Origin of the sequence: Streptomyces sp. NPDC006259 (genome assembly GCF_042870975.1) — a bacterium.
GTDB lineage: Bacteria > Actinomycetota > Actinomycetes > Streptomycetales > Streptomycetaceae > Streptomyces.
Window position 1 is genome coordinate 967759 of record NZ_JBIAHY010000002.1, and the last position, 18901, is coordinate 986659.

15 protein-coding genes are annotated in these 18901 nt (G+C 73.0%); 7 read left to right on the top strand and 8 right to left on the bottom strand.

The genetic code is table 11. The features are described 5' to 3' along the window. Positions 1-60: 60 nt before the first annotated feature. A complete protein-coding gene (locus ACFYO5_RS10165; protein ID WP_388706469.1) occupies positions 61-1236 on the bottom strand; it encodes a type III polyketide synthase in 1176 nt (391 codons plus the stop codon). Positions 1237-2587: 1351 nt separating this feature from the next. Between ACFYO5_RS10165 and ACFYO5_RS10170 the strand changes: the two genes are divergently transcribed. The 4 genes from ACFYO5_RS10170 to ACFYO5_RS10185 all read left to right on the top strand — a co-directional run bounded on the left by ACFYO5_RS10170 (position 2588) and on the right by ACFYO5_RS10185 (position 7830). Beyond that, on the top strand, positions 2588-4138 hold the full coding sequence (locus ACFYO5_RS10170; protein WP_388706472.1) for an amidase: 1551 nt from the start codon (positions 2588-2590) through the stop codon (positions 4136-4138). A gap of 314 nt (positions 4139-4452) precedes the next feature. Next, positions 4453-5286: a PIG-L family deacetylase gene (locus tag ACFYO5_RS10175; RefSeq protein ID WP_388706475.1), complete on the top strand. Its 834-nt coding sequence runs from the start codon at positions 4453-4455 to the stop codon at positions 5284-5286. Between the two features lie 224 nt (positions 5287-5510). After that, positions 5511-6023 (top strand): GNAT family N-acetyltransferase, encoded by a 513-nt coding sequence (locus tag ACFYO5_RS10180; protein WP_388707188.1) that lies wholly within the window; start codon positions 5511-5513, stop codon positions 6021-6023. Between the two features lie 511 nt (positions 6024-6534). After that, positions 6535-7830 carry an MFS transporter gene (locus tag ACFYO5_RS10185; protein ID WP_388706478.1) on the top strand — a complete coding sequence of 432 codons (1296 nt, stop codon included), beginning with the start codon at positions 6535-6537 and terminating at the stop codon, positions 7828-7830. A gap of 42 nt (positions 7831-7872) precedes the next feature. Here ACFYO5_RS10185 and ACFYO5_RS10190 read toward each other — a convergent pair whose 3' ends face one another. The 7 genes from ACFYO5_RS10190 to ACFYO5_RS10220 form a co-directional block, all read right to left on the bottom strand. Continuing rightward, positions 7873-8748, bottom strand: coding sequence for a helix-turn-helix transcriptional regulator (locus ACFYO5_RS10190; RefSeq protein ID WP_388706481.1), 876 nt, complete (start codon positions 8746-8748; stop codon positions 7873-7875). A 129-nt stretch (positions 8749-8877) separates the two neighbouring features. Further along, positions 8878-9735 (bottom strand): class I SAM-dependent methyltransferase, encoded by an 858-nt coding sequence (locus ACFYO5_RS10195; protein WP_388706484.1) that lies wholly within the window; start codon positions 9733-9735, stop codon positions 8878-8880. Continuing rightward, positions 9732-11249 carry a 4-hydroxyphenylacetate 3-hydroxylase family protein gene (locus ACFYO5_RS10200; RefSeq protein WP_388706486.1) on the bottom strand — a complete coding sequence of 506 codons (1518 nt, stop codon included), beginning with the start codon at positions 11247-11249 and terminating at the stop codon, positions 9732-9734. Before ACFYO5_RS10200 ends, ACFYO5_RS10195 begins: the two co-directional genes overlap by 4 nt. Next, positions 11246-11848 carry a flavin reductase family protein gene (locus tag ACFYO5_RS10205; RefSeq protein WP_388706489.1) on the bottom strand — a complete coding sequence of 201 codons (603 nt, stop codon included), beginning with the start codon at positions 11846-11848 and terminating at the stop codon, positions 11246-11248. The genes ACFYO5_RS10200 and ACFYO5_RS10205 overlap by 4 nt, the downstream gene beginning before the upstream one ends. Beyond that, the gene (gene asnB, locus ACFYO5_RS10210; RefSeq protein ID WP_356564523.1) at positions 11845-13671 is read right to left on the bottom strand and encodes an asparagine synthase (glutamine-hydrolyzing); all 1827 of its coding nucleotides are present in this window, start codon (positions 13669-13671) and stop codon (positions 11845-11847) included. Before asnB ends, ACFYO5_RS10205 begins: the two co-directional genes overlap by 4 nt. After that, on the bottom strand, positions 13671-14501 hold the full coding sequence (locus ACFYO5_RS10215; RefSeq protein WP_388706492.1) for a hypothetical protein: 831 nt from the start codon (positions 14499-14501) through the stop codon (positions 13671-13673). Before ACFYO5_RS10215 ends, asnB begins: the two co-directional genes overlap by 1 nt. A 231-nt stretch (positions 14502-14732) precedes the next feature. Beyond that, entirely contained in the window at positions 14733-15653 is a 921-nt protein-coding gene (locus ACFYO5_RS10220; protein ID WP_388706495.1) for a response regulator transcription factor, read from the bottom strand. A gap of 632 nt (positions 15654-16285) precedes the next feature. Between ACFYO5_RS10220 and ACFYO5_RS10225 the strand changes: the two genes are divergently transcribed. The 3 genes from ACFYO5_RS10225 to ACFYO5_RS10235 are packed head-to-tail and all read left to right on the top strand — an operon-like array spanning position 16286 to position 18881. Continuing rightward, complete coding sequence (locus tag ACFYO5_RS10225; protein WP_388706498.1) at positions 16286-17236, top strand: ABC transporter permease; 951 nt, start codon at positions 16286-16288, stop codon at positions 17234-17236. Next, positions 17233-18081, top strand: coding sequence for an ABC transporter permease (locus tag ACFYO5_RS10230; protein ID WP_388706501.1), 849 nt, complete (start codon positions 17233-17235; stop codon positions 18079-18081). The genes ACFYO5_RS10225 and ACFYO5_RS10230 overlap by 4 nt, the downstream gene beginning before the upstream one ends. Continuing rightward, positions 18078-18881 carry an ABC transporter ATP-binding protein gene (locus ACFYO5_RS10235; RefSeq protein WP_388706504.1) on the top strand — a complete coding sequence of 268 codons (804 nt, stop codon included), beginning with the start codon at positions 18078-18080 and terminating at the stop codon, positions 18879-18881. Before ACFYO5_RS10230 ends, ACFYO5_RS10235 begins: the two co-directional genes overlap by 4 nt. The last annotated feature ends 20 nt before the right edge of the window (positions 18882-18901 follow it).

An 18901-nucleotide genomic window follows, 5' to 3' on the forward strand; every position in this document is an offset into this window, starting at 1 on the left:
GGCCATGGCGCGGGCCGTCGTACCAGCGTCGGCGGTCAACCGAGGGATCACGGCCGGGTATCACATCGTGCCTGGGGAGAGCGACCAGAGATCGACGGTCTGCGACGCCTGAGCCCCGACCGGCTTGCCCGTCTGCCGGGTGACGACTCGCTGCCTGGCCGCGGAGCGGGTCGGGGCACGGTGCGCCGGTGCGGCGGCCCATCTGCCGACGGCCATTTCGGCGGTGATGCCGGGGCCGAAGCCGGCGATGATGCCAGGCGATCCGTCGGCGGTCTCCCCTTCCTCGAACAGGCGCCTGAGGGCGTCGAGAACCACGGCGCTGGCGATGTTGCCGTGCTGCGTGAGCGTCGCCCGGCTGTGGCGGAAGGCATGGGGGTGGACACCCAGGAACGAGCACAGGTCGTCGAGGATCCGGGGACCGCCGGCGTGAATGATGTAGAAACCGAGCCGTGAGGCGTCCCAGCCGTGTGCGGCGGCGAGTTCGCGCAGGACCGGGGCGAGCGGTTCCATGGTGGTCGGTACGCGCTTGTCGAGCCGGAAGTGGAATCCGGTCGGCTTGACGGCGTAGGAGATCCATTCCTCGGTGTGCGGGATCAGGTAGGAGGCGTTGCGTTCCAGGCGTACTCCGTGGCCGTCCTGGCCGCGCACGACCGCGGCCGCGACCGCGTCGCCGAACAGCCCGTCGGACAGCAACGATCCGATGTCCAGGTCACTCGGCTGGTAGCACAGGGAGCAGAACTCGCAGGACACGATGAGAACGTTGCTGCCGGGGTGGGCGACGCAGAAGTCATGAGCCCGGTTGATCGCCGCGCCGCCCGCGGCACAGCCCAGTTGGGCTATGGGGAGTTGGCGGGTGTTCGGACGGAAGCCCATCCGGTTGATCAGCCAGGCGGTCAGGGACGGCATCATGAATCCCGTGCAGGACACGTAGATGATGGCGTCGATCTCGTGCGGTGCCAGGTCGGCGTTGTCCAGAGCACGCCGTACGACGGCGGGCACCCGCTTCTTGGCCTGCACCTCGTAGGTGCGGTTGCGCTCCTCGAAACCGGGGTGGCTCAAGGTCTGTTCGATGGGCTGGACGAGATGGCGCTTGCTCACCCCGGTGTTGCGGATGAGCCTGAGCGCCAGGGCCAGCTCAGGATGGTCGGCGTGCTGACGCTCGGCAAGGGCGAGCGTTTCCTCAGCGGTGATGACGTACTCGGGGACGTCGACGGCGGGATGGCACAGGATGGGCATGGGCTTGACCCTTCACGTGGGGTTGGTCGGGATCGCGGCCGCTGGTAGCCACAGTCCGGGCAGCGGTCTGTGATCCGCGGGCGCTGTGATGCGGCCGGTGAACGAGCGGTGTCGCTCGACGGCGAGGACGTTCGGTCAGTTGGCGCGGCCGTGACCACTCGCGCCGGGCCGGCCGTCTCGCACGGCCTGAGGGGCGGCGGCCGAACTCCGTGGGAGGGGAGACGCCGGCATCGCGTCGTGGCGCTGACTCGGTCGCACGGTTTTCTGGACGGAGCGGCGGGTGCCGACCCACGGGGGAGTGGCTCCGGCGGCCCTGGCCGGCGGTGACGAGACCACCGGTGGACGGACGGCGGCGACGGCGGCGACGGTCCCGAGCGGGAGTGGGGTGGTCGACGCGGCATCGCTCAGCTTGCGCATGACGGTCATGAACGACTCCTTTGACAAGGCGTCGGGGGGCTGTCTCCCCGCTGGGCCTCGGCTTGTGAGCGATGGCCCGTCGGGAAGACCCGTCCTCACCGCAAGTGAAGACCTTGCCTCCTGCGCACGGGAGTCGAGGTGGGCCGAACGGGTGAACCTGGAATCCGGTGGCGGTCTTCCTTCCGTCACGGGTTGCGCCCGGGCGGCTTTCCGGTCACTATTCGCCGCCACGAGGTCGGACGCGCGGATGCGTCGGCGGTGCCGGCCGCTCGCGTGTACTCGTCAACTGGCGAGTGAGGGCCTTGCCGCATGATCAGGGCCGGGAGGAGCCGGGACGCCTGCCTTCCGACGAGGTCCAGGTCCGCACTGCGGACCGGGGGCCGCAGCCAGACGGCCGGCTCGGTCAGGGGCGATCCGGCCGGCCCGGCAGGGCACCCGGGCCCTACCGCTCCCGGGCCCGCTCCAGGTTCGACCGGTGGGGGCCGGAGAGCCACTCCGCGTGCGGCCCCAGACGCGCTCGACCGGTCCCTCTCCTCGCCGGAGCGCGTCGACGCAGGCGCGATCGGCGGCGAGGCGGGCCGCCACCTCGGGACCTTCGGCAATGGCGCCGTGGCTGGGGACCACGGCATCCACGTGCCCGGCGGCCTGGCTCAGCCGGTCGAGCACGGCCATCAGGACGTCGGAGAGCATGTCGCCAGCGGCATGCCGGCCGCGGGCCCGTGCCGATCACGTCACGGAACGGGCATGACAGTTGACCGGCACGAACTCGGCGTCACATCGACGCGGCTTCGGGTGCTGATATCGACGTCGTCGGCGGCATGTGCCCAAAAGCGTGCCGCTACGCCAACCACATCGCGCAGAAGGTGCTGAGGTTCAACCTGTTGTGCCAAAAGGTGTTTTATGGCCCCGACCCGTGGTCGCTACGGTCGCGTTCATGGAGAACTTTCCGACGGCCGAAGAACTCGCTGGTGCCCTGCGTGCCGGTGAAGTGACCTCGGCGGAACTGACCGACGAGGCGATCGCCCGTATCGAGCGGGACGACGAGACGATCCACGCGATCTGTGTGCCGGACTTCGACCGTGCGCGGGCCGCCGCGCGCGGTGCCGACCGGGCGCGCGCCCGCGGTGAGGACCGGCCGCTGCTCGGCATCCCGGTGACGGTCAAGGAGTCCTACGACGTCGCCGGGCTGCCCACGACCTGGGGTATGCCGCACCACCGGGACCACCTGCCGGCCGAGGACGCGGTGCAGGTGTCGCGGCTCAAGGCCGCCGGCGCGGTGGTGCTCGGCAAGACCAATGTGCCTTTCGGCCTGCAGGACGTGCAGAGTTTCAACGACCTCTACGGCACCACCAACAACCCCTGGGACCACGCTCGTACGCCGGGTGGGTCCTCCGGCGGATCGGCGGCGGCTCTGGCGTCCGGGTTCGGCGCGCTGTCCATCGGCTCCGACCTCGCCGGTTCGTTGCGTACCCCGGCACATTTCTGCGGTGTCTACGCACACAAGCCGACGCTCGGGCTGGCGGCGACCCGCGGTATGGTCCCGCCGCCGGAGCCGGCATGGCCCGTCGACATGGACCTCGCCGTCGTCGGTCCGATGGCGCGCGGCGCCCGGGACCTCGCGCTCCTGCTCGACGTCATGGCCGGTCCGGACCCGCTGACGCTCGGTCTGGCGCACCAGGTGAGGCTGCCGCCCGCGCGCCACGAGAGGCTGCGGGACTTCCGGGTCCTGGTCCTCGACGAGCATCCGCTCATTCCGACCGGGTCCGCTGTGCGGGCGGGCGTGGACCGGGTGGTTGACGCGCTGGTCGACGGCGGCGCCCGCGTCGCGCGGGACAGTCCGCTGCTGCCCGATCTGACCGAAGCCGCCGTCCTGTACACGCAGTTGCTGTTCTCCGGCTCCGTCGCGCGGTTCCCCGTCGAATCGTACGAACACTTGCAGGCCCGCGCCGCCGGACTGGACGCGGACGACCGGAGTCTCGATGCGGCGCGGCTGCGCGCCATGGTGTTCAGTCACCGCGACTGGATCGGGACGAACGGTCGTCGCGAACTCCACCGCCATGGCTGGCGGCGGTTCTTCGCCGAGTTCGACGCCGTGGTCTGTCCCATCACGCCCACCCCCGCGTTCCCGCACGACCACCACCCCGATCCGAGGGAACGCCGGATCGACATCGACGGCGTCGAGTACCCGTACTTCGACCAGCTCGTCTGGGCCGGCCTGGCCACGATGCCGGGTCTGCCCGCCACCGCCGTACCGGCGGGCCGGTCTCCCGAGGGACTGCCGGTGGGGGTGCAGCTCATCGGTCCGATGTTCGAGGACCGCACCCCGCTGAAACTGGCCGAGCTGCTCGAGCAGCGGATCGGCGGCTTCCAGGCACCGGAGCGGACGCTGTCACCGGATGCCCGCCGAGGACGAGACGGGGATCCCGGCCGGATCAGCCGACCGGCGGGCCGGGGCCAGGGCCGGGGGGAGGCGGGCTCGCGTTGACACGGCTCGCCGAATGAGGCGGCCTGGGGCAGCGAAAGGCGCAGGTCATGGAGCCGACACGAGAAGCCATGGCGTTGAGACGTGCGGGTCGTCCCTCCACCGCGTTCGCGTGGAGACGCCGACGCCGGCGAAGCCGAGCGGTCGCGCCGGGAACAGCGGTCCGGCCGGCGAGGTTGCATCGACCGGGGCCCGGCGCCGCACGGGGGAAACGCGGAGATCATGAAGTCGTCCGCCCACCAGGATCCGGGCCCCGGGATCGTGATACACGCGCCGCGCACCCGAACCACGACGTATGTCCGCAGGAGGACTGTTTCATGACTGACCGGCCCTTGACGCTCATGGCGGTACACGCCCACCCCGACGACGAGGCCACCGGAACCGGGGGAGTCCTCGCACGGTACGCGGCGGAAGGCATCCGCACGGTTCTCGTGACGTGTACCGACGGCGGTTGCGGTGACGGACCGGGAGGTGCCAAGCCGGGTGAGCCGGGGCACGACCCGGCGGCGGTCGCCTCGATGCGCCGTCAGGAACTCAAGGCGAGTTGTGACGTGCTGAAGGTCAGCGATCTGGAGATGCTGGACTATGCCGACTCCGGGATGGCGGGATGGGCGAGCAACGACGCCCCCGGATCCTTCTGGCGGACCCCCGTGCAGGAAGGCGCGGCCCGACTCGCGGAACTCATGCGGCACTACCGGCCTGATGTGGTCGTCACCTACGACGAGAACGGCTTCTACGGCCACCCCGACCACATCCAGGCCCACCGCATCACGATGGCGGCGCTGGAGATGAGCGCGCTCACACCGAAGGTGTACTGGACCACGATGCCCCGCTCGATGATGCGGAGCTTCGGCGACATCATGCGCGAGTTCGGTGAGGACATGCCGGAGCCGGATCCCGCCGAGGCCGCCGCGCTGGCCGAGATCGGCCTCCCCGACGACGAGATCACCACGTGGGTGGACGCCACGGCGTTCAGCGGTCAGAAGTTCGACGCGCTGGCCGCGCACGCCAGTCAGGGCGAGAACATCTTCTTCCTCAAGATGGGCAAGGAGAGGTTCGGCGAGTTGATGGGCGTGGAGACCTTCGTACGGGTCCAGGACTCCACCGGCGCGGCCCTGCCCGAGGACGATCTCTTCGCCGGACTGCGCTGATCCGCCTGCGCCACCGGCCGGGAAGGCACGTCGACCGCACGGCACGGTCGACGGGCCGCACCCCGTGGGGGCCCGTCGCGCGGGTTCCGCTCGGGCAGCTCCCGTCCCGGCCCTCGCGGACGGCGTCGACGAGGGCCCACGCGGGCGGCGTACGGCTGCTCGCCCGCTCCTCGCCGGGGTGCTGGGTGAGGAATTCCCGTTGCCGTGCCCTCGCTGCCGTCGGCATGCTCCTGGGTGTGACCACTGAAGACGACACCACCGTCATCCTGCCCGTCGGCGTGCGGGATCTGCTGCCCCGGGATCTGCCGATGTGCGGCTGGTCGGGATCGGCCGTCCACCTGCGCAGCGTGGAACGGCAGCTGGCGCGTGCCGCGGAGGGCGAGGTGGAGTACCTGGCCGTGTGCACGCCGGTGGATCTGCCGGTGGCGATCGGCGGCATCGACTACCAGGTCTCCGAGGGAGCCGGGACCCTGTGGCAGCTCGCCGTGCTCCCGGCGCTCCAGGGCCGCGGCCTGGGGACCCTGCTCGTCCGAGCCGCCGAAGAGCGGGTCCTCCGCCGCGGGCTGCTCAGGGCACAGCTCGCGGTGGAGGAGGACAACCCCCGGGCCCGCGCTCTGTACGAGCGCCTGGGCTATGTCGCGTACGGGCGCGCCCCGGACTCCTGGGACGAGGAAGGGCCCGACGGGTCGATCCGTCGCCACGAGACGGTGTGCGTTCTGCTGCGGAAGGCCCTCTGAGCAGGGCAGATCCCATCTCTTTGTCAGGGTGACGCTCAGCCGCTCGCAGCGTCGGTCGGTGCCCGCCCTTCGGTACGGGTGAGGTCGGCACCGTCGAACCTCCGGCACCTGGCCGCGCTCGGCGCCGAAGCGCGCGGGCCGCGGCGCGCTTCCGCGCCACGGTCGGTGACCGGTGACCGGTGACCGGTGACCGGTCACCGGTGATCAGTGATCGGTGGTCGGTGGTCCCGCCGACGGCGCGTCCGACGCGGCGGCCGGTGGTCGTCCCGCCCCCGAGCCGGCCGGGACGACGTCGCACCCGTCGTCCGTCCTGACACCCGTCTCCGCCGGGCGCGGCGAGCCCGGCGGCCGGCGGGAGGCGCGCCCGGCCTGGACAGGGTGCTTCGGGCTCAGGCTGTGAGCAGCGGTATCAGGACGAACGCCTGCCTGGTTGCCGTGGCCGGTCACGGAAACGATGGCCGGGCGGGACCGTCCGTGAGTCTCGCGCTTCCCCGAAAGGCAGTGATTCCCTGTGCGTTCGAGCGGACCTCCCGACGCTACCGCCGAGGCCGCGGTCGGGCCCGGACAGGACTCGTTCAACCGGTGGCGGTACACGGGCGTCTTCCTGCTGCTGTTCCTCTTCGGAACGGAGACGTTCATCGTCTCCCCGCTGCTGCCGACCCTCGCGGACGACATCGACGTCTCCGCGACCGCGGCCGCCCAGAGCGTCACCGCGTACGTACTGGTCTACGCGGTCACCGCGCCGTTCCTCGGGCTGCTGAGCGACCGCTTCGGGCGTCGGCGCACCCTGCTCGCCGGCGCCCTGCTCTTTCTGCTGTCCAACGCCGCCGCCGCGCTGTCCACGGGTCTCGCCCTGCTGATCGTCTCCCGGGCCCTGGCCGGACTGGCCGCTGCCGCGGCGGGGCCCGCGATCTGGGCGCACATCGCCGAGACCGCGTCCGACCGGGTGCGCGGGCGGGCCCTCGGACTCGGCATGGCCCTGTTCTCCAGCGGTCAGGTCATCGGCGTGCCCCTGGGCGGAGTGCTCGCGGACGCGACGGGCTGGCGGTCGGCGTTCGTCGCCCTCGCCGCCGGGACCGCACTCGCCGTACCGCTGCTGCTGCGCCAGGTCGCCGGAGGCGTCGCCCCGGGCACGTCGAGCACGGGCCGGGGGATGTTCCGTGCGGTGTTCGCCGCCTGGGCCCACCCCGCGCTGCGCAGGTCCCTCGCGGTCAACACCGCCTTCCACGCGGCCAACCTCGGCGCCTACACCTTCCTCGGCGTCGTCCTCGTCGACCGGTTCGACCTGTCGGTGTCCGCGCTGGGGCTGGTCGGGATCCTCGTCGGAACCGGTGGCGTGGTCGGCTCGCTGCTCAGCGGCAGGCTGGGAGACCGCGCCAGGGCCGCGGGACGCCACCACTTCCCCTTCCTGCCCGCCTGGGGCGCCCTGCTGGCGGTCGGCATCGCGCTCTCGGTGAAGGGACCCGGCATCGTGCTCGCGCTGCTGGGCGTGGCCCTCTGGTTCGTCGCGAGCGGAGGCTTCGTCATCGACCAGCAGACGCTGGCGGCCACGGCCGCCCCCGATCTGCGGGCCACCTCCAGCGCGTGGCTCACCTCGACGATGTACGCCGGAACGGGTCTGGGCGCCTGGGCCGTGGGCGCCTTCGACGACGCCGTTACGGGAACCCTGGTCGTCGGTGTGGGCCTGGCCGCGGTGGCGGCGCTGGCGGCGTTCGCCGTCAACACCGGACTGCGGCCCTCCGACGCCGGACGGGCGGACGGGACGACCGTCGCCCGTCCCGCGGAGGGAGAGCCGACGCCGTCCTGAGCGCGGCGGGAGGCACACGGCCGGGAGAGCGGCAGGCGGGGATCAGCCCGCCTGCCGCTCTCCCGCGGTCGGTTCGACCGCCCGTAGCGGCCGGTCGCAGAGCGCCGCCATGTGCGCCCGGTCCTGGTCGGTCAGCGGGGTGAAGAGGAGCACCAGCGCCGACGGGTCGTCCACCGGGTGGAAGGACGACAGCGACAGGGAGAGGGGCGTGGACCCCGGCGGCTGCACCGTCACCGAACGGGCCGTCAGCTCCGCCACCGAGTGGCAACTCCACCAGTGGCGCAGTTCGGGCGCGTCCTCCTCCAGCCGGTCGTACAGCTCGCCCGTCCTGGGGTCGGCGAGCGCCGGACCGGCCTGGGCGCGGAAGTGCTGGAAGATGTTCATCGCCAAGGGCTCCCAGTCGTGCAGGACCGTCCGCAGCCGCGGGTCGGCGACCATGAGCCACATGAGATTGCGCCGGTCGACGGGAACGGATTCCGGGGTGCCCCACAGGGCGCTCCACGGGGCGTTCCACGCGAGCAGGTCGAAGTGGCGGTCCAGCAGCACGGCGGGGCTGGTGGGCCAGGAGTCGAGGACGGGGCGGACGGTGGCGGCCAGTCCGTCCGGCTCGGGGCCGTCGGCCGCCGGCTCGTGGTACCCGGCCAGCCGCATCGCGTGCCGCAGGCCCGCCGCGTCCAGCCGCAGGGCCCTGGCGACGGAGGTCAGCACCTGCCGGGAAGCGGTGACGCGGCCCTGTTCCAGCCAGGTGTACCAGGCCAGCCCGACGCCGGAGAGCGAGGCGACCTCCTCGCGGCGCAGACCGGGTGTACGCCGACGCACGGTGGCCGTCAGGCCCACGTCGGCCGGCTTGAGCAGCTCGCGGTGGGCTCGCAGGAAGGCACCCAGTTCTTGGCTGGGGCCCGGGGCGGGCGTGGACATGGTGACGGCTCCTCGGCCTGCTCGTTCGGTGATCGGTCGGATGAAACGCGGGAGAAGGGCCTGACTCGGTGAGGGATCGGCGGGTCCGTGCGGCAACCGCACGGACCCGCCGGCGTCCCACGTCTCACCCTAGGCGGTGTGCCCGGTGCGTTCGGTGAGCTTCCACAGCCGTACCGGCATCGCGCTCACCCGGCCCTGCCGCCGCTGACGTTCGAAGGCGGCACGCCCGACGGCACGGAAGAACTCGGCCCGCCGGTCGGGATCCAGCGCGGAGGCGTAGTAGTCGCCGAACGTCGCCGCGTGGAAGTGCTCGTACTGTGCCGCGTCCCGCACGGTGACCACCGCGTCCCGCTCCCAGGTCTCCTCGATCTCGAAGAACTCGCCCAGCAGCGCGCCGAGTTCCTCCACGGTTCGGGTCCGGGTGGCGATGGGCAGGATCTCACGGTCCTCCAGGAGCCCCGGAACCGCCTCGGGGGCGAAGCCGAGTTCACCCAGCGCGGCGCGCACGATGTCGTCCTCGCCGCCGAACCCGTGGTGGTCCCGCGCCGGATGGTACGTCGTCAGCAGGAAGCTCCCGCCGGGCGCCAGGTGGTCGCGGACCCAGGCCAGGACCCGGTGCTCCACCGGGTACAGCCAGTGCAGCACGGAGGTCATCGTCACCACGTCCGCACGGTGGGGCAGCGGGGCGGGCGCGGTCAGGTCCGCGCGGTGCAGGACCACCCGGCCGCCGTACGGCCGAAGCCGCTCGCCGGCCTCGGCGATGCGGTGCTCGGACCGCTCCAGCCCGACGGCCAGCCGCAGCGAGGGATGGCGTCGCAGCGCGGCGTCCAGCAACTGGCCTATGCCGCTGCCCAGATCGATGAGTACGCCGGGATCCCCGGTCACCCGGTCGAGGACCCAGTCGCGGTCGTGCGCCTGGCGCAGTCGGCTGGCGTCGTCGTACCCGCCGAGGGTACGGGCCTGGGCTTCGGTGTCGGACAGGGTCACGGGCGCTCCTCGGACGTGCCGGCGGGGGAGGGGGCGGCGCTCTCCGAAGCCTTCGGAGGGCCGGAGACGAGCTGTTCCAGACGGTGCCGCACCTCGCTCTGGTCGTACCGCTTGAACAGGTTGATCCGGTTGCGGGCGAGGTCGCCGCGGTGGACCAGCTCGTAGAGGTGCTGGCGCTGGCCGAAACCGTCGCCGACCAGTTCCCAGGCCAGCCGCAGCAGCCGGGACTTGCGTTCGGCGTCGATGTCCTTGCCGCGCATGTAGCGGTCGAGGAAGGGCCGCAGCCGCGGATGGGCGAGGTCGTTCTCGGTGGGCTGCATGAGCAGGCCCGAGGCACCGATGCGGCGCAGTACGTCGACCGCGCTGTCGGCGACCTCGGCGGACCAGACGCGGCTCGCGGCGGTGTCGCCGGGGGCCAGCAGCCCGCCGTCGGTGACCGTCGCGCGGGCCTCGGCCGCGTCGAGGAAGATCTCCGTCAGTTCGGTGTACGAGGCCAGGCGGCCCAGGTCCTCCTGGACGTTGCGGAAGCCGTCCACGCCGATGCTCTCGGCGACGAGGGTGGCCGTGGCCAGCAGGGTGCGCAACCGCTCCCGGTAGCGGACGTGGCCGATGTACGCGGACCAGGCGTTGATGCGGGCGAGGCCGGTGCGGGCGAGGGCCCCGTCGCGCAGCAGGAAGACGCGGTCCCAGGGGACGAGGACGTCGTCGAAGAAGAGCATGGCGTCCTGCTCGTCGTAGCGCGCGCCCAGCGGGTGCGCGTGGCCCCACGGTTCGGCGCCCAGGGGCTCGCGGCACAGGGTGACCAGACCCGGCGTGTTGAGCGGCAGCGCGAACCAGACGACGAAGTGTTCGCCGCGCCGCTGGGTGAAGGACGCCGAGAGGTACACCAGCACCTCGTGGGCGAGGGGTGCCAGGGTGGTGAGCTGTTTGGCGCCGCGGACGACTATGCCGTCGTCGTTCTCCCTCAGGACGCGCAGTGCCAGATCGGGATCGTCCACCGGGTCCGCGGACCGGTCGATCTGCGGGTCGCCCAGGGCGTGCGAGAGGACCAGGTCGTTGGTGGCGCAGTGCCGGTACCAGGCGTCCGCGTGGGCGCCGAAACCCGGCCGGGCGCGGTCGAGCTGGTTGCGGAAGTCATGGACGCCGACGGCGATCGACGCCATGAAGGCGGGCGAGCGGCCGTGCTGCCCGAAGGCGGCGGCGTGCCAGAACTCGGCGCTGCGGCGCTGGAGTCTCAGCTCCTCCAGGGTGCGCGGCGGCTGATAGGCGCGGGCGAGACGCAGTCCGGTCTCCGGATCCTTGTAGGTGAGCAGGGCCTGGTGTTCCGGTTCGTGCTGGAGGTCCAGCAGGTCCGCGAGCGTGTCCACCGCCGGGCGGAAGGCGGGGTGCCCGGCGGGGTCCGTGATCCGTTCGCCGTCGAGGTACAGCTCACGGCCGTCAGCCAGTTCCTCGCGGTAGCGGTCGCCGGTGAGCAGCCCCCGGCCGGTGCGGGCGGAGGCGTCCAGGATGGTCATGTACGGACTCCCGTGGAGGGTAGGTGCGGACGGGCGAGCGAGCGGTACTCGCCGTGGTGGTAGATGAGCGGCTCCCCGAGGCCCCCGTCGGCGGCGGCGACCCGGCCGACGAGGACGGCGTGGTCCCCGCCGGGGAGCACCGTGTCAAGCCGGCAGTCGAACCAGGCCAGGCAGTCCTCCAGCACGGGGGCCCCGGTGGTCCGGGCGCGCGTGGGGGCGACCGTGAACAGGCTCAGGGCCCGGCCGGCGCCCGGGGTGGCGAAGTGCCGGGCGAGCGGTTCCTGGTGATCGGCGAGGATGGACACCGCGTACCTGCGGCTGGCGCGCACCGCGGCCGCCAGCGGGCTGCGGGCGGTCACGGCGACGCTGATCAGGAGCGGATCGAGGGAGAGCGTGCACAGTGACGAGACGGTCTTGGCGAACACCTCGTCCCCGTGCCGGGCCGTCAGCACGGCGACGCCCGTGGTCCAGCGGCGGGCCGCGTCCCGATAGGAGCCGGCGGAGGTCTCGCCCTCGCCGCGCGCACTGCCCGGCGAGCCCACGAGGGATCCGGTGCGACCGGTCGTCTTCGGGGCGCCGTCGTCCGGTGCGGCGCTCATCGCAGCCCCACCCGGTAGGCGCGCAGCCACTCGTCGACCTGAACCAGGTGGTCGAGTCCGCCCACGGGGTTGGGCGCGGTCCGAGGGCTGGGCAGGGTCAGGCCCTCGGCCAGGGCCCTGCGTACGGCCTCGCGGTCGACCAGGTCGAAGACCGGGGCGCCGGGGTCGGCGAGGAGTTCGTGGGCCCGATCGGTGAGCACCTGCGTGTAGCGCACGGCGGGCGTCGACGGATAGCCGCTCTTGGGGCGGTCGGCGACCGCGGCCGGCAACAGATCGCGCACGGCGTCCCGCAGCAGCCCCTTGGGCCGGCCCTCCGGTGTCTTGAGGGACCACGGCACGTTCCAGGCGTACTCCACGAGTCGGTGGTCGCAGAACGGCACGCGCACCTCCAGTCCGACGGACATGCTGACCCGGTCGACCCGCTCCAGCAGCGGCGGCAGCCACCGCGTCAGCGCCAGGTGGAACACTTCGCGCACCCGGCGGTCCGCCCCTGTCTCACCGGCCAGCGCCGGAGTGCGGGCCAGGGAGTCGCGGTACTGCGCGGCGGTGTACTCCTCCGGCCGGACCTCGGCCCGCACCTCCGGGCGCAGCAGCACGGCGGGGGTGGGGCGGCCGTGCAGCCAGGGGAAGGTGGGGGCGGACAGGGCGTCGGGGGAGTGGAAGTAAGGGTAGCCGCCGAAGACCTCGTCGGCGGCCTCTCCGGACAGGGCGACCGTCGAGCGGCGGCGCACCTCGCGGAACAGCAGGTGCAGGGAGGCGTCCATCTCGCCCCAGCCGGGACGGTCGCGGGCCCGCAGCACGGCCTGCCGGGCGTCCAGGAGGTCGTCGTCGGGGATGACGACGGAGGTGTGCAGGGTTCCGACGTGCTCGGCGGCAGCCCTGACGAAGGGGGCGTCGGCGCCGGTGCGCCAGGTGTCGGGTGCCCGGTCGGCGCTGCCGGGGAAGTCCACGGAGAAACTGCTCACCTTGCCCTGCCCGGCCCGTTCGCGGGCCAGGGCGGCGAGCGCGGTGATGGCGCTGGAGTCGACGCCCCCGGACAGCAGGGTGCACAGCGGCACGTCGCTCATGAGCTGGCGTTCCACGGAGTCGGCGAGCAGTTCCCGCACGGTCCGCCGGGTCGTCGCCGCGTCGTCGGTGTGCGGTCGGGACACCAGCTGCCAGTACGGGAACTCGCGGACGGCGGACCGGCGTACCGAGACGAGATGGCCGGGACGCACCTCGTTCAGGCCCCGGAAGAGGCCGTGGCCGGCGGTGGGCGCGGCGGGCAGGGCGAACAGTTCGGCGATGCCCTCGGCGTCGAGTTCGGCGCGGAACAGCGGGTTCGCCAGGACGGCTTTGGGTTCGGAGCCGAAGAGGACGCCGGCGGCGTGGGCGTGCCAGTAGAGGGGCTTGATGCCCAAGTGGTCGCGTACCAGGAGCAGTTCCTCGGCATCTCCGTCCCACAGGGCGTAGGCGAAGATGCCGTTGAAGCGGCGGGCGGCGTCCCTGCCCCACTCGATGTGCGCCCGGAGCACCACCTCGGTGTCGGAGCGGGTGCGGAAGGTGTGGCCGAGGGAGCGGAGTTCGCGCCGCAGTTCCTGATGGTTGTACAGCTCGCCGTTGTAGGTGAGCACGGTCTCCGGCTGTCCGGCGCCCAGCGGCTGGGCACCACCCTCGAGGTCGATGACGGACAGCCGGCGGTGGCCGAGCGCGGCGTGGCGGGAGAGCCAGACGCCGGAGGCGTCCGGGCCGCGGCAGGCGAGGGTCTCGGCCATGGCCGAGACGGTGGCGCCGCGCGTGCGCAGGTCGGTGTCCCAGTCGATCCATCCGGTGACGCCGCACATCACTGCTCCCGTGAGTAGGCGGAGGGGGCGTCCGCGGACGCCGGGGCGGTGACCTCCCAGCGGCAGCCGTGGCCGGTGGGCCCGGTGCGCAGGCTGTGCGACGGCTCGTAGCCTTTGGCCCGGACGTTCTCCGAGAGGGCCTTGGTGCAGTAGGCACAGGGTGAGGCGAGGGTGAGGCGGACCCCGGAGCGGCGGGCCTGCTCGCGGTAGTCCCAGATCGCGCAGTGGGTGATGGTGAGGGCGGCCCGGGTCTCGCCGCCGCTCTCCACGTCGTCGTCGAACTCGTAGTCCGATCCGTACAGTTCGGCCTGGCGGGCGATGCGGTGGACGGGGTCGGCGGCGCCCCTGCCGTGGTCGGGTTCGACGTCGCGGTGCACCTCGGCGATGGCGCGGGTCCAGGCGCTGAGGGCTTCTTCTCCGTAACGGGAGACGAGGAACCGTTCCATCAGGGCCTGGCCGCGGAAGAAGACGCGCTGCCAGTCCCGAGGACCGCCGGTGGCCGCGTCCGGCAGGTCGGCGAAGATCTCCGACTGGAGGGCGAACCAGTCCGAGAGAGGGGTGTGGTCCCCGGCGGCCAGCAGCCGGGTCAGCCCCGACTCCGCCTCGTGCAGGCGCTGGCGCCACAGGGCCGACCGTTCGGCCTCCGGCATGGTCCGGTAGGTGTTGCGCAGGCGGTCGGCCGGTTCACGGGGTGGACCGGCCGCGTGGGGGGCACCCAGTACGACGGTGGCGGGGCGTCCGGTCTCCGGGGCGTCGGCGGCGTCGGTGCGAGACGCCGGAACCCTGTCGGAGCCGCCGCGCGCGATGCCTCCTGCGGGCGCATCGCTCATTTCGGATCTCCTTATGCGGTGGGGAGCGGACCGGGCGGGTCCTGTTGCCCGGCAACGCTACGAAGCGGCTGACCGCGTCAGAAGCCCCGAAGGGCGGTGCCGACGGCGACCTTCGGAGCAGGGGCACTGCTCCGAACGTCGCCCCCGGAGCACCCCGGGAACGCGACGGTGGGCGGGCGCCGGCGGCTCCGCCCCGGCGCCCGCCCACCGGGGGCGGAGCGGTCCTCGCGATCAGCCGGCCAACCCGTGGCGGTGGGCGTACAGCGCCGCACGCAGCCGGTCGGACTGCCCGATCTTGCGCATCGCGCTGGTCAGATGCTTCTTCACCGTCGCCTCGGCCAGGGCCAGTTGCCGCCCTATCTCGGCGTTGCTCAGCCCGGCGGCCAGCTGCGCGAGGACCTCGCTCTCCCGCAGCGTCAGACCGCAGTGCTGCGGCAGCGGCTCGGAGGCGTCCGGGGCCGCGCCCACCACCGACACCCGCGCCACCGGGGGAGCCGGCAGGAACACCGAGCCCCCGGCGCCGGCTATGGCGACCGCTTTGATGATGCGGTCCTCGGGCAGATCGAGCGGGAAGCAGCCGCTGGCGCCCGCGAGCACGATACGGCTCGCCTCGGCGGTGCTCTCCGCTCTGCGCAGCAGCAGGAACCGGGCGTCGGGCACCACGTCCGGAGCGCGCAGCCGGGCCACCAGCGCCAGATCCTCCGCCAGCGACGCGCCACGGCCCAGGAGGACCACGTCGGGCCGCACCCGCCGCAGCGCCTCCGGCAGCCGCAGCACGTCCCCGGAACTCCCGACGACCCTCGTGTCCGGGTCCGCGTTCAGCACGCTGCGAAGACCCGCGCTGGCCACCGGGTGGCGCTCGGCGAGGAACACCCGGGTGACGGGCGCGGGCCGGTGGGCACCCGGCCCGGCGCACGCGGGGTGACCGCAGCCGCAGGCGGCCGACGCCCAGGAACGCCGGGGCGCGAGCTGACCCGCCGGACGGTCCTCGGTCTCGCTCAGCAGCTGATGCCCGGCCATCAGGTCGAGCGGGTTGTCGATCTCCGCGTGCAGGGCGCGCGGATCACCGACCCCGGTCGCGGTGGGCAGGGTCGTCACCGCGAACCCTTGCTGCATGCGGGCGTTCGCACGGGTGCGGCTGTCGGTCTTCACGTGTGGGTCCCCTCGGCGGTGGCGGGGCCGGGTGATGCCCGGCGGCGAGCGCGTGCCCGGAGGAAGCCGCCCGCCCTGCCGCCGGCACACGGCCGGAGGGACGGAACACGGGGGCGGCGAATCCGGGCCGGAACGGAGGGGGCGCCTAGGACGGGCGATCTGCCCGGTCAGCGCCCGGCACACGGACGACAGGACTCGTCGAAACACCTTCGGTGCCACGAGCCGCCGATACCGACCAGGGTGAAGTCGGTTCGCCGTTTCACCATGGAAGCAGCCTAATTCGGCCCGTCAGCGGGGGTCAACAATGGCCGGATCACATGCGTATGAGGGAAGCGTGTATTCCGTACTGCCGATCCTATGACCCCGAGTATCCGCATCAACGCCTGGCTGGCTGCGGTCCGTTGCGGTCCGGCACGCTTCCGGCACATCGACCGCGGGTCCTGCCGTGCCGCCCGGCGCGCGGCCCCACAGCCACCGTGACATGCCGGACCCCGGCCGATCGCCGCCGCTCCGCGCCCGGACCACCGCCGCGCGGCCCTCCACCATGCACGGCCCCAGGAAGGAATCCGCATGACCGCCCACCCACGTCCGCCCGCCGGGCGGCCCGGCGCCGCGCACCGGGAGACCGACGGATGAGGCGGTACCTCGCACGACGACTGCTGCTCGTCGTCCCCACGCTCCTGGGCGTCACCGTCGTCGTCTTCGCCGCCGTCGCCATCGTCCCGGGCGACCCCGTGACCACGCTGCTCGGCCCCGGCGCGCCCGCCGAGGCACGGCAACAGCTCTCCGAACGGCTCGGACTGGGCGAGCCGTGGCCCGTGCGGTACGCGCACTGGCTCGGGCACGCCCTCCAGGGCGACCTCGGAGTCTCCGTGTCGGGACAGAGACCGGTCGGCGACCTCCTGCTGCCGGCCCTCGGGCAGACCCTCGTCCTCGCCGGCGCCGCCTTCCTGCTCGTCCTCACCGGCGGCACCCTCCTCGGCGCCCTGGGGGCCGTCCGCCCCGACGGCATCCGGGGACGGCTGTCCCGCGCGCTGAGCACCCTCGCGGTCTCGGCCCCGCAGTACTCGGTGGCGCTGCTGCTCATCGCCGTCTTCGCCGTCGGACTGCGCTGGTTCCCGGCCGGCGGCACCCAGAACCTGTTCACCGGCGGCGACACGGCCGACCGGTTGCACCACCTCGTACTGCCCGCGGTCGCGGCGGCGCTCGTCCCGCTCGGCCTCACCGCCCGCGTCTTCGGCGCCGCCCTCGAGGACGTCCTGCGCTCCGACCTCGCCGACGGACTGCGGGCCCGGGGGCTGCGCCGCCCGGCCGTCCTGCGCCACTGCGTCCACAACGCCCTGCCCGCCCTGCTCACCATCGGCGGACTCCAACTGGCCTACCTGCTGGAGGGCGTGGTCTTCGTGGAGACCCTGTTCGCCTGGCCCGGCGTCGGCCGCCTGCTGTACGACGCGCTCAGCGCCCGCGACCTGCCGCTGATCCAGGCGGGCGTGTTCCTCATCGCCGTCGCGTTCGTCGGCGTCAACATCCTCGTCGACGCCGTCCACGCCCTCATCGACCCCCGGCTGCGAGGTGCGCTGTGAACCGCCTCCCCAAGGAATGGCGCCGCCCCGGACTGCTCGTACCGGCGCTCCTGGCGGCCGCCCTGCTGGTCCTGGCAGTGGCGGGACCCCTGCTCGCACCGCACGACCCCGATGCCGGAAGCCTGCGCGACCGGCTCCTCGCCCCCGGCAGCCCCGGCCACGTCCTGGGCACCGACTCCCAGGGCCGGGACGTGCTCAGCCGGCTGCTCACCGCCGCCGGCCCCTCACTCCTCGGCGGATTCCTGCCCGTCGCCGTCGCGACCGCCGCCGGAGCACTGCTCGGCATCGCCGCCGGACTCGGCGGACGCCTGACCGAACACGCCCTGCTGCGCACCCTCGACGTCCTCTACGCCTTCCCGGGCGTCCTGCTGGCCATCACCGTCGCCACCGTGATGGAGCCCGGCCTGTACGCCACGATCGTGTCGCTGTCGGTCGTGCTCACCCCCGCGGTCACCCGCGTCGCCTTCACCGAGGTACGCCGCATCCGCACCGCCGCGTACCTGGAGGCCGCCCAGGTCTGCGGAGCGGGCGCGCCGACCGTCGCCCTGCGCCAGGTCGCCCCGGTCCTCGCCCCCGTCCTGCTCGTCTACTCCTCCTCCCTGGTCGGACTCGCCATCGTCTACGCGGCCGGACTGTCCTTCCTCGGCCTCGGCGTACCCCCGCCCACCGCCGAATGGGGCGCGATGCTCGACGAACTGAGACCCGCCCTGCTGACCCACCCCGGCGTCGCCGTCCTGCCGGCCGTCACCATCCTCGTGGTCTCCGTGATCTTCAACGCCCTCGGCGAGGCCCTGCGCCGCGGTGTCGGCGCCGGCCGTGCGCGGCTCACCGGAGCCGGACGATGACCGCCCGCGGCCCCGAACACCTCCACGTACGGGATCTGACGGTCACGTACACCACGGGGGCCGGCGACGTGCGGGCCGTGGACGGCGCCTCGCTGAGCGTGGCGCCCGGCGAGGCGCTGGTGCTGCTGGGCGAGTCGGGCAGCGGCAAGTCGACCCTGGCCCGGACCGTCCTCGGCCTGCCCGGACGCGGCGCCCGGGTCGGCGGCGGCGTCCGCCTGTCCGGCACCGACCTGCTCACCCTCGGAGAACGCGCCCTGTCCGACGTACGCGGCCGACGCATCGGCTACGTCCCGCAGGACCCCGACGCCGGACTCGACCCCCTGCGGCGGATCGGCGCCCAGCTGACCGAGGTGCTGCGACGCCACCGCGTCGCCGAGAGCCGCCGTGCCGCCCGACGGATGGTGCCCGCGCTCCTGGAGACGGCCGGCATCACCGAGCCCGACCGAGTGGCCCGCAGCCATCCGCACGAACTGTCCGGCGGGCAGCGCCAACGCGCCGTCATCGCCCTCGCCCTCGCCTGCGCACCGGGACTGCTGATCGCCGACGAACCCACGACCGCGCTGGACGCCCTGGTCCGCACCCGCGTCCTCGATCTCTTCGCCCACCTGCTCACCGACCGGGGAATCGCCCTGCTCCTGGTCACGCACGACATCCGGGTCGCCCGGCGGGTCGGGACCCACGTGGCGGTGATGCGCGCGGGACGGATCGTCGAGGCCGGCCCCGTCGAGCAGCTCCTGACCACCCCGGAACACCCCTACGCCGCCGCACTGGTGGCCGCGCAGCCGGGAGGCCCCCGATGACCGATGACCGACTCGTCATG

Bases quoted from the DNA above. Each gene is read 5' to 3' on its own strand.
- ACFYO5_RS10225 (WP_388706498.1), top strand. From the start codon at position 16,286: ATGAGGCGGTACCTCGCACGACGACTGCTGCTCGTCGTCCCCACGCTC.
- ACFYO5_RS10235 (WP_388706504.1), top strand. From the start codon at position 18,078: ATGACCGCCCGCGGCCCCGAACACCTCCACGTACGGGATCTGACGGTC.
- ACFYO5_RS10180 (WP_388707188.1), top strand. From the start codon at position 5,511: ATGCTCCTGGGTGTGACCACTGAAGACGACACCACCGTCATCCTGCCC.
- ACFYO5_RS10190 (WP_388706481.1), bottom strand. From the start codon at position 8,748: ATGTCCACGCCCGCCCCGGGCCCCAGCCAAGAACTGGGTGCCTTCCTG.
- ACFYO5_RS10200 (WP_388706486.1), bottom strand. From the start codon at position 11,249: ATGACCATCCTGGACGCCTCCGCCCGCACCGGCCGGGGGCTGCTCACC.
- ACFYO5_RS10205 (WP_388706489.1), bottom strand. From the start codon at position 11,848: ATGAGCGCCGCACCGGACGACGGCGCCCCGAAGACGACCGGTCGCACC.
- ACFYO5_RS10175 (WP_388706475.1), top strand. From the start codon at position 4,453: ATGACTGACCGGCCCTTGACGCTCATGGCGGTACACGCCCACCCCGAC.
- ACFYO5_RS10170 (WP_388706472.1), top strand. From the start codon at position 2,588: ATGGAGAACTTTCCGACGGCCGAAGAACTCGCTGGTGCCCTGCGTGCC.
- ACFYO5_RS10215 (WP_388706492.1), bottom strand. From the start codon at position 14,501: ATGAGCGATGCGCCCGCAGGAGGCATCGCGCGCGGCGGCTCCGACAGG.
- asnB (WP_356564523.1), bottom strand. From the start codon at position 13,671: ATGTGCGGCGTCACCGGATGGATCGACTGGGACACCGACCTGCGCACG.
- ACFYO5_RS10165 (WP_388706469.1), bottom strand. From the start codon at position 1,236: ATGCCCATCCTGTGCCATCCCGCCGTCGACGTCCCCGAGTACGTCATC.